Genomic DNA, 14109 nt, shown 5'->3' on the forward strand with positions numbered 1-14109 from the left:
GCTATGACATCCGTACCGGGCCCCGAGTCGATCGACGATCTGCTCGCCCGTGTGCGTGTGGTGGCGTTGCCGATGCGGGTGCGATTTCGCGGCATCACCGAGCGCGAGGTCGCGCTGGTCGAGGGCCCGGCGGGGTGGGGCGAGTTCGGACCGTTCCCCGAATACGACGATCCCGAGGCCGCACCCTGGCTCGCCTCGGCGCTGGAGATGGCGTGGCAGGGGCCGCCGGCGCCCCGGCGGACGCGGGTTGCGGTCAACGCCACGGTGCCGGCGGTCGCGGCTGGTGAGGTCGCGGACGTCCTCGATCGGTTCCCGGGATGTATGACGGTCAAGGTCAAGGTGGCAGAGAGGGGCCAGCACCTCGTCGACGACGTCGCCCGCGTTGCCGCCGTCCTCCAGGCCAGGCCGGGCGCCCGCGTGCGGGTGGACGCCAACGGGGCGTGGTCGGTCGCCGAAGCCGCCCACGCGATCCGGGTACTGGACCAGGCGGTACGCGCCGCAGATGCCAGTCGTGCGCCCGGCACCGGCCCGGTGTCACTGGACGGGCCGGGGCTGGAATACGCCGAGCAGCCCTGCGCCAGCGTCGACGAGCTGGTGCAGCTGCGGGCCCGCCTGGCCGCCGACGGCGTGGTGGTGGACGTGGCGGCTGACGAGTCCATCCGCCGCGCGGAGGATCCCCTGCGCGTCGTGCGGGCGGGTGGCGCCGACCGGGCGGTGGTCAAAGTCGCGCCGCTGGGCGGGCCGCGGCGACTGCTGGCCGTGGCCGCCGAGCTGGGGGTGCCGGTCACGGTGTCCAGCGCGCTCGACACGGCGGTGGGGGTGGCTGCGGGGGTCGCCGCTGCTGCGGCTCTCCCCGGTGGGGTCGGGGCCGGAGGGTGCGGTGCGTCCGGCGACGGATACGACGACGAGATCCCCGCCGCCGGACTGGGCACCGGCGGGTTCTTCGTCGAGGACGTGGTCGAACCGGGCACATTCGCTCTGGAGGACGGCCATCTCCCGGTTCGCCCGGTGACCCCGGACCCGGCGCGGTTGGAGAGTCTGCGCGCGGTCGGCGATCGGCGTGACTGGTGGCTGGACCGGATCCGGCGCTGTCACGACCTCCTTTGAACCGTCGGCAGCCGCACGCCCCCCAACAGCGCGCAATCACTGCATACGCGCGCGAAATAATCTCAGCGTTTGCAGCGGTTACGCGTGTATGTGCCCGTTGTGTCTGCCGGTCGGCAAATCGCTGAGGACGGTCGCGGTCACCACACCGTCGTGTGCCAACTCGTAAGTACCCGGGTCCGTCCAGCCGGTTGCGGTCATTGCCTCGTGCCGGATGTCCACGTTGTTCTAACCTGATCGCGCAGGTGGTCAGTGAGCGAGGGGTGGGGCGATGGCGGCGACGGACGGGGCGAGGATCCCGCTTCGGGATCAGCTGTGGCTACGCATGGACCGCCCTGACAACCTCATGTACATCAACTCGCTGATGTGGTTCTCGCGTATTCCCGACTGGGATGCCGTTGCCGAGGCGATTGAGTCCAGGATGGTCCAGCCCTTCCCGGTATTCCGCCGGGTACCGAAGCGTCGGGGTCGACACTGGTATTGGGTCGACGACCCCGACTTCGACCTTACGAACCACATCGCCCGCCGCCGCCTACCCGCACCCGGTGGACGTGCCGAGGCGGAGGAGCACGTCGCCGAGCAGATGGGGGTGTCACTGCCGGACGATCGTCCGCTGTGGCGCGTCGAGTTCATCGAGGGCTATCACAGTGACGGGGCGGAGGAGGAGGGCGCGCTGCTCCTGTTCTGTGTCCAACACGGGGTGGTCGACGGCATCCGGCTCACCGAACTCGTTCTGGACCTGTGCGATCGCGAGGACGATGCGCCGCTGCCCAAGGTCGGTCGCGACCTGTCGGCCGGGTCGAGCGGGATCCTCGGCGCGGTCGGTGCCGTCCCCGGGGTGGGGGCCGGGGTGGTCAAGGACTCGTTCGGAATCGCTCGGGGGCTGACGGGCTCGGCGCTGAGACTGCCCAGAACACTGAGTCGGCTGACCAGGGATGTACTGGCGCCGGGACGCGAACTCTCGCGGGTGCCGACCCGGGCCGTCGAGTCCCTGACCGAGGGCATCAGTCCCACCAACGTCACCATGAACACGTATCGCTCGGTTTTCCGCCTGCTGTTCGAGCCGCGGTCGCCCGCGTTGCCGTGGAGTGGGAAGGCCCGCCGCCGCAAGAAGGTCTCGTGGGTCTCGGGCCTCGACTTGGCGGCGGTGAAGCGGGTCGCACAGGCGCACGACAGCACTGTGACCTCCGTGATGATCGCCGCGGTGTCCAAGGCTCTTACCGAATATCTCGACGCCCATGGCGACCGTCGCGTCTCGGACATCAACCTGATGGTGCCGGTCTCGGTGGGGTCAGGCGGGCAGGAGGAATCGGGGGAGCTGGGCAACCACATCACGCTGGTGCTCATGCGACTGCCGCTGGGCATCGAGGACGCGGAAGAACTACTGGACGCCATCACCACGTCCATGACGCGGGTACGGTACTCGCTCGAACCGCACGTGACCTTCGCGACGATCCTCACGGTGGCCGCGGCACCCGACCCGATCGCCCACGCGGCGATCGACCTGTTCGCCAACAAGACGGTCGGCCAACTCACCTCCGTCCCGGGGCCCGTCGGGCCGGTCTCCCTGGGCGGAGTCACGGTCGACGGCATGCTGGGCTGGGTGCCGATGAGCGGCAACCAGGCACTGGGGATCTGCATATTCAGCTACGACGGCGTCGTCACTGTGGGGATCGCGACCGACGCCGAACTCATTCCCGACCCCGGCGAGGTCGCGCGCCGGATCGAGGCGCATTTCGCCACCTTCGATGGCTGGGACGACCAAACCTGAGCGGACCACGCCTGAACCGACCACGCCTGAACCGACCGCACCTGAATCGATCAGGCGCGAATCGGCGGCGCCGCGGGCCCCGTCACCACCGAGGTGCGGGCACTTCGGGGTGAGCGGCGAACCACGCGCCGATATAGGACATGTCGATCGCCTGGTCCTCGGCGATCAATTCGTACATCGTCCGGCTGTCGATGGCTTCGCGGAGAATGTCGGCGTGCCCGGAATGGCGAGAGATCTCGTTGAGCGCGTGCAGTGCGGCCCAGCGTCCGTTGAACGGCGGCAGGTCCGGGGGAAACCAGGGCATCTCGGTCGGGATTGGGACCACGGCGTCCAGGTCGGCAGTGCGCAAGTGCGCGAGCGCGACGGCGTGCCGTCGGTCGTATTCGGCCAGGATCTTCACGGCGGTGGCGTCGGGATCGACCCGGTTGACGGCCTCGGCCCAGGCGAACGCCTCCGTGATTGACCGCCCGGTGTCCGGTACGTCGGGGGCTGCCGCAGCGCGACCCAGCCAGGTCGCCGCGACCTCGCCGATGTGCAGGAGGAGCCAGCCCAGCGTCAGTTCGCTGGAGGGGATCGGCCGGGCGCGGAGCTGGTCGGCGGTGAGTCCGTGGACGGTCGACCTGGCGTTGATGAGCGCGGTGTTGGTCCACTCGAGCAGGGTGTCGCGCTCGGTGTCGTGGGTGGCGGGGAACAGGGGCATGACGACTCCTAGGTCGAAAGTGGGTGTGGGTCAGCGGGTGGTGGAGTAGAGGTAGCGCAGCAGGCACATTTCGGCCCCGTGGTGGATGACCTCGCGGTCGATGTGCAGGACCAGTGCGGCCGTGGGGTGGTCGGCCCACGGGCCCTCGGCCGGGCCGATCGGGGTGGCGAGTGCGTCGTCGTCGAGCCCCTTCACGCCGTCGCTCCAGCCGGCGTAGGTGAGGTCGAGTTGGGCGGTCCAGTCGATCGGACGGGCGGCGGTCATGGGGGTCTCCTCGGTCGCGGTGTCCGCACAGCGTGTCAGGCGAACCGGACAGGACCGGTCCGCTGAGGGTGGGACACTGCTGCCATGACCGGGGACCGCATGGGCGAGGCGAGGACTCCCACCACCCAACGGGTGCTGGGCCTGCTCGATCTGCTGCAGCGGCGGTCGGTGTGGACGGGCGCGGAACTGGCGGACGAGCTCGGCGTGACCACCCGCTCGATCCGCAGGGACGTTGGCCGGCTCCGCGACCTGGGCTATCCGGTGGAGTCGGAGCGCGGGGCCGGCGGCGGGTACCGGCTGGGAGCTGGTCGGCGGCTTCCGCCGCTGTTGCTCGACGACCGCGAGGCCGTGGCCGTGGCGATCGCCCTCCGGTTGGCCGCCGGTGGGGCGGTGGCGGGCGTCGGCGAGCACGCACTGAGGGCCCTGACCAAGCTGGACCAGGTGATGCCGAGCCGGCTGCGCGAACGGGTCGCCGCCGTCAGCGAATCGATGGTCGCACTGCCGGGGTCGGACGCCCCGGTGGAGCCGGAGTTGCTCATCGACCTGGGGCACGCGGTCCGCGGCACCGAGCAGGTGCGACTGGAGTACCGGGACCGGGCGGGCCGCGAGACCGAGCGGCGGGTGGAGCCGTACCGGATCGTGGTGCTGGGCCGGCGTTGGTACCTGCTGTCCTACGATCTCGAGCGCGCGGATTGGCGCACCTTCCGACTGGACCGCATCCGGGCCGTGCACCGCAGCCGTTGGCGGTTCACGCCGCGCCCCGACGTGCCCGATCCGGCTGCGCATGTGCAGCACGCCGTGACCGCGGCGCCGTACCAGCACCTGGCCCGGGTGCTGGTGTTCGCGCCTGCGGACAAGGTGGCCGAACAGTTCCCGCCCACCTACGGGACGGTCACCGAACTGCGCGCCAACGACCACCCGGACGGCCCGGCCTGCCGTCTGGAGACGGGGGCCGCCGACCTCGACGTGTTGGCCTGGTACCTCGCGCGGTTGCCGGGCCCGTTCGCTGTGGAGTCACCGGACGGCCTGCGTGATCGGTTGGCAGAGGTGGCCGAGCGGCTCGCACATGCGGCCGGTGCGTCGCCCGGCCCCGACTAGGCTGGGGGCGATGAATCCCACAGCGAGCAACCCGAGTACCGCGCAGGCCCGTGTCCTGGTCGACGAGCTGATCCGCCACGGGATCACCGACGCTGTACTGTGCCCGGGTTCGCGGAGCGCTCCGCTGGCACTGGCGCTGGCCGCCGCCGAGCGGGCCGGTCGGCTCGTCCTGCACGTGCGGATCGACGAGCGTGCGGCCGGGTTCACTGCGCTGGGGCTCGCGCTGGGCTCGAAGCGGCCGGTCCCCGTCGTCGTCACCTCCGGCACCGCGGTGGCCAACCTTCACCCGGCGATGGTCGAGGCCGCCCACTCGGGCGTACCGGTCCTCGCGCTCACCGCCAATCGGCCGCCCGAGCTACGCGGCACCGGCGCCAACCAGACCATCGACCAGGTGGGGTTGTTCGGGCCGCACGCCCGCGCGGTCGTCGAGCTGGGCGCGGCCGGGGATCCCGAGCTCGAGCACCGTCACTGGCGTTCCGCGATCGGCCGGGCCATCCTCACCGCCACCGCGGCCGGCGATCCCGGACCGGTGCAGGTCGACATCGCGTTCCGCGAACCACTCGTGCCGGCCGAGGGTGACGAGGGCTTCTCGGTCGGGCCCGGTACCCCGGGACACGACGACGAGGTCGGCCCCGGACCGGAGATCGGTCGTCTGCCGGAGGGGCGTCCGGGCGGACGTCCGTGGGTGCAGCGTGCCGGGGCGGGGGTCGACTCGGCTCCGGCCGCGTCGGCTGTGGCGGTGGATCTCACACGGCCCACCTTGGTGGTGTCGGGGGTCGGGGCGGCTCCAGTCTCCGGGCTGGTGGGCGTGCCGACGGTCGCCGAGCCCGGCGCGCCCGTCCCGCTGCACCCGGTACACCCCTTGGCGATCCCGGCGCTGCGGCCCGAACAGGTGGTGGTCACCGGCCGGCCGACGCTGCACCGCGCCGTCACCCGGTTGCTGGCCGACCCGGACGTCGACCTGGTGATCCTCGACGCCGGACCGCGCTCGCCCAACCCCACCGGCAGTGCCGCAGAGCTCGCCGACTCAGTCCTCACCGGGTGGGGCGTGGATCCCGAGTGGACCGAGACCACCGCCCGTGCCGACGCTCATGCCCGCGCCGCCGTCGACCGGCTGCTGGACCAGCATCTGAAGACCGGCGCGCCGACGGGAATGCACGTGGCCCGTGCCGTGGCCCGCGGGATCCGGGCCGGGGACAACCTCGTGGTGGGCGCCTCCAACGCCGTGCGCGACTTGTCGTTCGTGGGGCCGCTCGATCCCGACGTGTCGGTGTACGCCAACCGGGGGGCATCCGGCATCGACGGCACGATCTCCACCGCCATCGGGGTCGCGCTCTCCGCGCCGGGACGGACCGTCGCGCTGCTGGGCGACCTGACCTTCCTACACGATGTCTCCGGACTGTTGCTCGGCCCGCGAGAGCGGCACCCCGACGACCTGACGATCGTGGTGGCCGACGACGACGGCGGCGGCATCTTCTCCCTGCTCGAGCAGGGAGAGCCGCGCCTGGCCGCTGACTTCGAGCGCGTATTCGGCACCCCGCACGGCGCGGACCTGGGGGCACTGTGCGCGGGCGCCGGGGTGCCCTTCACCGACACCGACCCCGCCGGACTCGAGGCGCTGCTCTCGCTTCCGTCCGTCCCGCACGGGCACCGCGACATCGTCCCCGAGGGCCTGCGCGTGGTGCGGGTGGCGACCGACCGGCAGGGCCTGCGCGACCTCCACGCCGCCCTACGCTCGGAAGCCGTGGCGGACGGGTGACCGCGACGACGTTCTCGACGGGCCGGGCCCGCCGCGCCGTCCGCACCCGGCGGGGTGTGCGGGTGGTCGCGGTGATCGCAGGGGTGTTCTCGCTGCTTACCGCCGTGCTCATTGTGCTGGCGTGCTTCATCGACGACCAGCGCATCGACCGGGACATGGGCAGCGCCACCGCCACCGTCACCGAGGTCACCGACCGGCGGGCCGCCGTGGAGTTCGATACCGGCGGCGGCCGTACCGTGCGTCCGGTGACCGGAGTGTTCTACCCGACCGGGCTCATCGAGGGGCAGCAGGTGCAGGTCGAATTCCGCCGTGCCAACCCGGACCTCGTGCGGGTGTCCGGCCGCAGTTGGACCGTCGCCGTGGTTCCCGCCCTGTCCGTTCCCGCGGTGGTCGTCCCTCTGGCGGTGCTCATGTACGCCACCGCGTCCCGGCGGGGTCACCCGTCGCCTCCTCGAGTTCCCCGCATGGTCCGGCGCTGACCTGGCGGTCGGTGGCTCGGCCGGGCAGCCCGGTCCGCCCCGCTCACCCGGGGCGGGTAGCGTCGACGGCGTGTCCCGCGCCAATCTCGACAAGCAGCCCAGCGACGTCGCGTCGATGTTCGACGGTGTAGCCAAGCGCTACGACCTGACCAACACCATCCTCTCCGGCGGTATGGATCACGTGTGGCGTCGGCGGGCCCGCTCGCTGCTCGCACCACGGCCCGGGGAGCGGATCCTCGACTTGGCCGCCGGCACCGCCGTGTCGACCGTCGAGCTCGCCAAGTCCGGCGCCTGGTGCGTGGCCGCAGACTTCTCACTCGGGATGCTGCGCGCGGGCTCGGGTCGGGATGTGCCCAAGGTCGCGGGGGACGCGATGGCGCTGCCCTTCGCCGACGACGCGTTCGACGCCGCCACCATCAGCTTCGGATTGCGGAACGTCCAGGACACCGCCGCCGGGCTACGGGAGATGGCGCGCGTGGTCAAGCCCGGTGGGCGGCTTGCGGTGGTGGAGTTCTCCACACCCGTCTTCCCGCCCTTCCGCGCGCTCTACATGAACTACCTGATGCGGGCACTGCCGAAGATCGCCACGAGCGTGTCGTCCAACCCGGATGCATACGTATACCTGGCCGAGTCGATCCGGGACTGGCCGGACCAGCAGGCACTGCTCGAGTTGGTCGAGGCGAGTGGCTGGGAGCGGTGCAGCGTCACCAACCTCACCGGCGGGATCGCAGCGATCCACCTGGCCCGCCGCCCCGCCTGACCCGCCCGCTGCGACACCCGCTGTGCAATTCCCCGCCCTCTCGGGGTGCGCTGTCGCTGTGCACCCTTTCCGGCCGGATGTGCTGCCGGTCTGGTCCATTCCCGACGCGTAAGCCGGATGAGAGGAGCCGGGATCTCAGTCGGCGAAGAGCGGCCGCCGGTCCAGCCGCCGGGCGATCGAGCCCGCCGCCCGCCAGCCCCGGGCCACCACGTCGCGGTCCGAATCGGCCACCGTGTTGGACATGCACCGCACCGCCGCGGTCATCAACGCCTGCGAGCGCATCCCGACGGGCCCGGCCACCGGCAGGAACTTGGGGTAGGTGAGAAGGCGGGCGGCATCCCGGGCGATCGCGAACGACTCGCCGTACGTCTGCCGCAGCACTTCCGGCCACGCCCGCGTGAGACTGCCGTCGCCAGCGACGATGAGCTCGGCGAGCAGGCGGCCCCCCTCGAGCGCGTAGTCGATGCCCTCACCGTTAAGCGGATTCACGCACGCCGCAGCGTCACCGACTGCCGCCCAGTTGGGGCCGGCCACCTTCGAGACGGCCCCGCCCATCGGCAACAGCGCGGACGTGACGGCTCGCGGCTCGTCCTCCAGCGCCCAGTCGCCGCGGACGCTGCGGGCGTAGTGCTGCAGTAGGTCCTTGACCGCCACGTTCGCCGGCCGCGCCGACGTCGCCAGCGCGCCCACACCGAGGTTGACCTCGCCATCACCGAGTGGGAACACCCAGCCGTAGCCCGGCTGGATGGCCCCCGCCTCGTCGCGCAGCTCGAGATCGGACCCGATCCACGGATGATCATGCCGCCCGGACCGGACATATGAGCGTGCCGCCACCGCGTACACGGTGTCGCGATGCCAGGTCCGGCCGAGCAGACGACCCACCGGCGACCTCACGCCATCGGCCACCACGAGAGTTCGGCACTCGATGCGACCGCCCTCGGTCCGGACTGCAGTCACCTCGCCGTCGTCGCCCGTCTCCACACCCGTGACGCGCACGCCGTCATGCACCGCGGCGCCCGCCTCGACGGCCGATTGCCGCAGCCGGTCGTCGAACACCGTCCGCCGCACCGCTGACCCGGTCCCACCGTGCTCACCAGCCGGCCACGGCACCACACGTTCGTGACCGAAACCCCGCAGTTCGAGACCGCGGATGGTGATCCGATCCCGCGCCCACCCGCCCAGCCCGAGCCGGTCGACCTCCAACATCGCCCGCGGCGTCAGCCCGTCGCCGCAGGTCTTGTCGCGCGGGAACTGCGCCGCGTCCAGCACCGTGACCTCGCGCCCGGCACGCGCCAACCACGTGGCGGTCGCCGAACCGGCCGGGCCGCAGCCCACCACCAGGACCTCGGTCGACGCGGGAAGACCCATACGTGACTCCATGCGCTCCATGGTTGCAGGTCCGCGGGAGCGGCGGTCGCCGGGACCTCGGGCGGGGTGGGGTGCCGCAGCCCCCGAGAGGGGACCGTAGTCTGTCGGGCAGGGGCGGTCGACGCCGACCCGAACCCGGCGACGAGGACGAGTGGGGATGTCGAGCGATTCAGTGACCCGCACTGCGGAGATGGCGACCGACCACACGGTAGCGGGCGTGGACGTCGGTGATGCCGACCTCGCGGCCGTGTTGCGTGAGCGGCTCGACGAGGTCGAGAAGCTGCTCGTCGGTCGGCTCCAGACCGGCGAGGACTTCCTCTCCGAAGTCGCCCTGCACCTCGTTACCGCCGGCGGCAAGCGGTTCCGGCCCCTAGTCACCCTGCTGGCCGGCGCCCTAGGGCCCACGCCCGACCGAGAACGGCTCGTCAAGGCCGCCGTCGTGTGCGAGATGATCCACCTGGCGACGCTCTACCACGACGACGTCATGGACGAGGCAGCCATGCGCCGCGGAGTCGAGTCGGCCAACAGTCGCTGGGATAATTCCACCGCGATCCTCGCCGGCGACTTCCTCTTCGCTCACTCCTCGATGCTTCTCGCCGATCTCGGCCCCGAGGCCGTCCAGCTCATCGCCCAGACCTTCGCTGAGCTGGTGACCGGGCAGATGCGCGAGACCGTCGGACCTGGCGTCGGGAGCCGCGACGACGACGCCGCCGGCCACTACCTGCGCGTGATCTGGGAGAAGACCGGCTCGCTCATCGCCGCGGCCGCCCAGTTCGGCGGGGAGTACTCGGGGGCGACCGCCGAGCAGATCCAGCGGCTGCGCCGCCTCGGCGACGCCGTGGGGATCGCGTTCCAGATCGCCGACGACATCATTGACATCGTTTCGCCGACCAGCGAGTCGGGGAAGACCCCGGGCACGGACCTGCGGGAGGGTGTGCACACCCTGCCGATGATCTACGCGATGGAGGCCGGCTCCGCGGACAGCGCACGGTTGCGCGAATTGCTCGCCGAGCCGCTGACCGACGACGCCGAGGTCGCGGAGGCGCTCGAGTTGCTGCGCGCGTCCGATGGCATGCGGCGTGCACGCGCGACGCTGGAGAAGTACGTGGATGACGCCATGACCGAGCTCGACGCACTTCCGGGTGGCCCCGCCAACGAGGCGTTGCGCCGGCTGGTGCGCTTCACCGTGGACCGCGTCGGCTGACCTGCCGGGGCTATTCCGGTCAGCTCGATCGATGTGAGTGTCACTATCGGGAGTGTGGACGTCAGGTAATGCGTGTGCGGCGCGGGTAGAGAGCGACCTGGGCCGCCTTGACCACCAGCGTCACGGGCACCCCAGGCGCAAGCGTGAGTTCGGCGGCCGATCGGCTGGTGATCTCGGCGTCGACCCGCTGGCCGTCCCGGAGTTCGGCGGTCACCCGCGTCAGCGCACCGGCGGGGGAGAGGGAGACCACTCGAGCGGGCCAGGAGTTCCGCGGGCTCGCGGCCGGCGGTCGGGCCGTGGACGCGACGTGCGAACCAGCCGGCACAGGGTGGTCGCCACCGAGTGCCGAGGACGCGGTAAGGCCGGGGTCGACGTAGACCGCCACTGCCCGCGGATCGACCGTAGCCACCGCCCGCACGCCCGGGCGCCACTCCTCTCCCGTAGTCGTGCGGACTCCCGAGATGACGTCGCCGCCGGGCGTGCGCAGCCCGTCGTTCTCGACCGCACCCTCTACCAGCGAGACCCCGGCGAGGCGCGCGGCGAAATCGGACGCTGGTCGCGCGAGGACCTCCTCGACTGTGCCGGATTGGGTGACGCGGCCGGAGATGATGACGACGACATCGTCGGCCAGCGACCACAGGTCCAGTGGATCATGGGTCACCAGGACCACGGCCCGTCCGGTGAGCCGATCGGCCAGAAGGCTCCGGATCGCGGGGGCGACCTCCACGTCGAGGGCGGCCAGTGGCTCGTCGAGCAGGACGAGTGCAGGATCCACTGCGAGGGCCCGCGCAAGGGCGACGCGTTGAGCCTGCCCTCCGGACAGTTCATGCGGCCGGCGGTCGGCGAGATCAGCGCACCCCACGGCGTCGAGCTCGGCGCGGGCGCGGTCGAGCGCCGCCCGCCCCCGGAGCCCACGAGCACGCGGGCCGTAGGCGACGTTGTCCAGGGCGGTCAGGTGGGGAAGCAGCCCGGGCCGCTGCTCGAGCGCGACCACGCGGCGGCGGTGCGCGGGCAAATGTGTGCCGGGGGAGCTGGCGAGGCGACCATCGAGCCGGACCTCGCCGGAGTCGGGTCGCAGGTGCCCCGCGAGCAGTGACAGGGCTGTGGACTTGCCCGCACCGTTGGGGCCGACGAGTGCCAGCCGGCGGCCCGCGGGGAGGGTGAGGTGGAGGTCGACGTCGCGGTCGGCGACCCGGCAGGCCAGCTCGGCCGCGGGGCGGTCAGCCACGGTCCATCACTGCCCGGCGGGCGACGAGTGCAGAGACAGTCATGAGCACGGCCGCCACCGCGATGAGCACCACTGCCAGAGCGAGGGCGGTCTCGGTGTCGGCCTCGCGGCTGAGATAGATCTCCAGCGGCAGTGTGCGCGTGGTGCCCTGGAGGGAGCCGGCGAAGGTGAGGGTGGCACCGAATTCCCCGAGTGCGCGGGCGAATGACATGGTGGCGCCCGCGACGAGGGCGGGCAGGACCAGTGGCAGCGTCACGGTCGTCAGGACGCGGGAGGGGGAGGCGCCGAGCGACGCGGCGGTTCGCTCGAGGCCGGAGTCCACCGAGCGGAGCGCGCCCTCGAGCGCCAGCACCAGGAACGGCATCGCCACGAATGTCTGAGCGATCACCACGGCTGCGGTGGTGAACCCGATTTCTATCCCCCACACGGACAGGTGCCGGCCCACGACGCCGGTGCGGCCGAACGTGATGAGCAGCGCCAGGCCGGCCACGACCGGGGGCAGGACCATCGGCAGCGCGGTGATCGCGCGGGCGAGCGCCGCCAGCGGACCGCGACTGCGCGAGAGCAGCACCGCGAGCGGGGCCCCGAGCAGGACGCATAGCACGGTGGAGACCGCGCACGTGCGCACGCTCAACCACACTGCGTCGCGGGCGGCCTCTGAGGACAGGAGTTCGGGAATCCGCGCCCAGGGCACACGGATCGCCATGCCGGCCAGGGGCAGCGCCGCGAGTAGGACGGTGAGGGCTGCGACCATGAGCAACCACCGGGGGAGCGGCGGACGGGTCACGGCGGTCCGAAACCGTGCTCGGCGAGGACCGCGCGACCTTCCGGGCCGGTGACGGCGTCGACGAACCGACGGGCCAGTCCGGGGTCCGTGGCGCGATCGAGCGCGGCCACCGGGTAGACGTTCGGCAGACCATCTGCGCCGACGATCGGGACCTGCTCGACCCGGTCCGCGACGGCGCGGGCGTCGGTGACGTAGACGATCCCTGCATCGGCCTCACCTGACTCGACCTTGCCACGGACGTCCGTGACCTTCGACTCCTCGCTTACCGGGCGAAGGGTGATCCCGGCCCGAGCAGCCAGTTCTCGGGTCGCGTTCCCGCAGGGCACGACGGCCGCGCACACGACGAGCCGAGCGCCATCCAGCGACTCGTCGAGCCCGGTGATCCCCGCGGGATTGCCCGGCGGGGTGATGAGCGTGAGCACGTTGGTGGCCAGGGGCGTCGGTTCGCCCGCGACCAGCCCGTCGGCGACGGCGCGCTCCATGGTGCGAGTGTCGGCGGAGGCGAACACGTCCGCCGGCGCGCCACCGGCGATCTGGTCGACCAGACCGGAGGAGCCGTCGAAGGAGAGTCGAACGTCCACGCCCGGGTTGGTCCGCTCGAACTCCTCCGCCAGGTCGGTGAAGGCGTCAGTCAGCGACGCGGCGGCGAAGACGGTCAACTGTCGGCGGTCCGCGTCGTCGTCACCGGTCGCGCACCCCGCGAGCGCGGACAGCCCGACGGCGGCGACCAGTGCGGTGGTGCGGAGGTGTCGTCCCGCCAGACCACCCGGTCCGCGCCCACCCCCGCCGATGCGGAACGGCATCACTGGCGGGCTAACGGTAGTTGGTGAACTGCAGCGCCACCTCGAAGTCCGCGCCCTTGAGCAACGCGATGCACTCCTGCAGGTCGTCGCGCTTCTTGGAGGACACGCGGATCTCCTCGCCCTGGATCTGCGCCTTGACCCCCTTGGGGCCTTCATCCCGCAGCAGCTTGGTGATCTTCTTGGCGTTGTCCTTGTCGATGCCCTGCTTGAGTGAGCCGACCAGGCGGAAGGTCTTGCCGGACGGCATGGGGTCGCCCACCTCGAGTGCCTTCATGCTCAGCCCGCGGCGCACCAACTTCTCCACGAAGACGTCCTTCGCGGCCAGCACCCGGTCCTCGGAGTTCGCAACGATCTCCACCGCGTCCTCGCCCTTCCATTCGATGCTCGCATCGGTCCCGCGGAAGTCGTAGCGGGTGCTCAGCTCTTTGGCCGCCTGGTTGAGGGCGTTGTCCACCTCCTGGCGGTCGAACTCCGAAACGATGTCGAACGAGGACTCCGAAGCCATGGACGCACTCCTGTCATTGGGGGATGTCCCGGCCAGGCTACCCGCCCCGGGCCGGGCCGGAGGCAGGCGGAGCACCACCCCTGGGCACCCCGATTTGGTACCAGCGGGCACCGCCGTTGTATCGTGTCGTAGCGCCCACAAGGGTGCACGCCAGATTGCCCGAGCGGCCAAAGGGAGCGGATTGTAAATCCGTCGGCTTAGCCTTCGTTGGTTCGAATCCATCATCTGGCACTCGGAGACCCCCGCCACAAGCGGGGGTCTTCGTGCATTTCGGGCATC

General features: G+C 71.4%; 14 protein-coding genes and 1 tRNA gene. 8 read left to right on the top strand and 7 right to left on the bottom strand.

Features of this window, described 5'->3' with window-relative positions; translation table 11 throughout:
• The first annotated feature begins 3 nt into the window (after nt 1–3).
• Together FQ137_RS06915 and FQ137_RS06920 are read left to right on the top strand one after the other, a co-directional pair.
• On the top strand, nt 4–1107 hold the full coding sequence (locus FQ137_RS06915) for an o-succinylbenzoate synthase (RefSeq protein ID WP_149291740.1): 1104 nt from the start codon (nt 4–6) through the stop codon (nt 1105–1107).
• Nucleotides 1108–1375: 268 nt separating this feature from the next.
• Complete coding sequence (locus tag FQ137_RS06920) at nt 1376–2875, top strand: WS/DGAT domain-containing protein (RefSeq protein ID WP_149291741.1); 1500 nt, start codon at nt 1376–1378, stop codon at nt 2873–2875.
• 82 nt (nt 2876–2957) lie between these two features.
• Here FQ137_RS06920 and FQ137_RS06925 read toward each other — a convergent pair whose 3' ends face one another.
• Nucleotides 2958–3575, bottom strand: a complete 618-nt coding sequence (locus tag FQ137_RS06925; RefSeq protein ID WP_149291742.1) for a DUF664 domain-containing protein — start codon at nt 3573–3575, stop codon at nt 2958–2960.
• Between the two features lie 30 nt (nt 3576–3605).
• Entirely contained in the window at nt 3606–3839 is a 234-nt protein-coding gene (locus tag FQ137_RS06930; protein WP_370452331.1) for a hypothetical protein, read from the bottom strand.
• Between the two features lie 99 nt (nt 3840–3938).
• Between FQ137_RS06930 and FQ137_RS06935 the strand changes: the two genes are divergently transcribed.
• From FQ137_RS06935 to FQ137_RS06950, 4 genes are all read left to right on the top strand, one after another.
• Nucleotides 3939–4937, top strand: coding sequence for a helix-turn-helix transcriptional regulator (locus tag FQ137_RS06935; protein ID WP_370452384.1), 999 nt, complete (start codon nt 3939–3941; stop codon nt 4935–4937).
• Between the two features lie 10 nt (nt 4938–4947).
• On the top strand, nt 4948–6696 hold the full coding sequence (menD, locus tag FQ137_RS06940; RefSeq protein ID WP_149291744.1) for a 2-succinyl-5-enolpyruvyl-6-hydroxy-3-cyclohexene-1-carboxylic-acid synthase: 1749 nt from the start codon (nt 4948–4950) through the stop codon (nt 6694–6696).
• Nucleotides 6693–7175 (top strand): DUF3592 domain-containing protein, encoded by a 483-nt coding sequence (locus tag FQ137_RS06945; RefSeq protein WP_149291745.1) that lies wholly within the window; start codon nt 6693–6695, stop codon nt 7173–7175. The genes menD and FQ137_RS06945 overlap by 4 nt, the downstream gene beginning before the upstream one ends.
• A 70-nt stretch (nt 7176–7245) precedes the next feature.
• On the top strand, nt 7246–7935 hold the full coding sequence (locus FQ137_RS06950) for a demethylmenaquinone methyltransferase (RefSeq protein WP_149291746.1): 690 nt from the start codon (nt 7246–7248) through the stop codon (nt 7933–7935).
• Between the two features lie 135 nt (nt 7936–8070).
• Here FQ137_RS06950 and FQ137_RS06955 read toward each other — a convergent pair whose 3' ends face one another.
• On the bottom strand, nt 8071–9324 hold the full coding sequence (locus FQ137_RS06955) for a geranylgeranyl reductase family protein (RefSeq protein WP_149291747.1): 1254 nt from the start codon (nt 9322–9324) through the stop codon (nt 8071–8073).
• Between the two features lie 136 nt (nt 9325–9460).
• On the opposite strand from FQ137_RS06955, the gene FQ137_RS06960 reads away from it, so the two are divergent.
• A complete protein-coding gene (locus tag FQ137_RS06960) occupies nt 9461–10507 on the top strand; it encodes a polyprenyl synthetase family protein (protein ID WP_149291748.1) in 1047 nt (348 codons plus the stop codon).
• A 61-nt stretch (nt 10508–10568) separates the two neighbouring features.
• On the opposite strand, the gene FQ137_RS06965 is transcribed toward FQ137_RS06960, so the two are convergent.
• Genes FQ137_RS06965 through FQ137_RS06980 form a run of 4 tightly spaced genes read right to left on the bottom strand, consistent with a single transcriptional unit; the run spans nt 10569 to nt 13830 of the window.
• Nucleotides 10569–11735, bottom strand: coding sequence for a sulfate/molybdate ABC transporter ATP-binding protein (locus FQ137_RS06965; RefSeq protein ID WP_149291749.1), 1167 nt, complete (start codon nt 11733–11735; stop codon nt 10569–10571).
• On the bottom strand, nt 11728–12522 hold the full coding sequence (locus tag FQ137_RS06970) for an ABC transporter permease (RefSeq protein WP_255583757.1): 795 nt from the start codon (nt 12520–12522) through the stop codon (nt 11728–11730). The genes FQ137_RS06965 and FQ137_RS06970 overlap by 8 nt, the downstream gene beginning before the upstream one ends.
• Entirely contained in the window at nt 12519–13325 is an 807-nt protein-coding gene (gene modA / locus FQ137_RS06975; protein ID WP_149291750.1) for a molybdate ABC transporter substrate-binding protein, read from the bottom strand. Before modA ends, FQ137_RS06970 begins: the two co-directional genes overlap by 4 nt.
• 10 nt (nt 13326–13335) lie before the next feature.
• Complete coding sequence (locus tag FQ137_RS06980) at nt 13336–13830, bottom strand: YajQ family cyclic di-GMP-binding protein (RefSeq protein ID WP_149291751.1); 495 nt, start codon at nt 13828–13830, stop codon at nt 13336–13338.
• A gap of 149 nt (nt 13831–13979) precedes the next feature.
• Here FQ137_RS06980 and FQ137_RS06985 point away from each other — a divergent pair.
• Nucleotides 13980–14061, top strand: a tRNA-Tyr gene (locus FQ137_RS06985).
• Nucleotides 14062–14109 lie beyond the last annotated feature (48 nt).

The sequence above is a fragment of the Dietzia sp. ANT_WB102 genome (assembly GCF_008369165.1).
Classification (GTDB): domain Bacteria; phylum Actinomycetota; class Actinomycetes; order Mycobacteriales; family Mycobacteriaceae; genus Dietzia.

Excerpts from the sequence above, each read along its gene's own strand:
- modA (WP_149291750.1), bottom strand. The coding sequence starts at position 13,325 with ATGCCGTTCCGCATCGGCGGGGGTGGGCGCGGACCGGGTGGTCTGGCG.
- FQ137_RS06915 (WP_149291740.1), top strand. The coding sequence starts at position 4 with ATGACATCCGTACCGGGCCCCGAGTCGATCGACGATCTGCTCGCCCGT.
- menD (WP_149291744.1), top strand. The coding sequence starts at position 4,948 with ATGAATCCCACAGCGAGCAACCCGAGTACCGCGCAGGCCCGTGTCCTG.
- FQ137_RS06930 (WP_370452331.1), bottom strand. The coding sequence starts at position 3,839 with ATGACCGCCGCCCGTCCGATCGACTGGACCGCCCAACTCGACCTCACC.
- FQ137_RS06925 (WP_149291742.1), bottom strand. The coding sequence starts at position 3,575 with ATGCCCCTGTTCCCCGCCACCCACGACACCGAGCGCGACACCCTGCTC.
- FQ137_RS06935 (WP_370452384.1), top strand. The coding sequence starts at position 3,939 with ATGGGCGAGGCGAGGACTCCCACCACCCAACGGGTGCTGGGCCTGCTC.
- FQ137_RS06955 (WP_149291747.1), bottom strand. The coding sequence starts at position 9,324 with ATGGAGCGCATGGAGTCACGTATGGGTCTTCCCGCGTCGACCGAGGTC.
- FQ137_RS06980 (WP_149291751.1), bottom strand. The coding sequence starts at position 13,830 with ATGGCTTCGGAGTCCTCGTTCGACATCGTTTCGGAGTTCGACCGCCAG.
- FQ137_RS06960 (WP_149291748.1), top strand. The coding sequence starts at position 9,461 with ATGTCGAGCGATTCAGTGACCCGCACTGCGGAGATGGCGACCGACCAC.
- FQ137_RS06920 (WP_149291741.1), top strand. The coding sequence starts at position 1,376 with ATGGCGGCGACGGACGGGGCGAGGATCCCGCTTCGGGATCAGCTGTGG.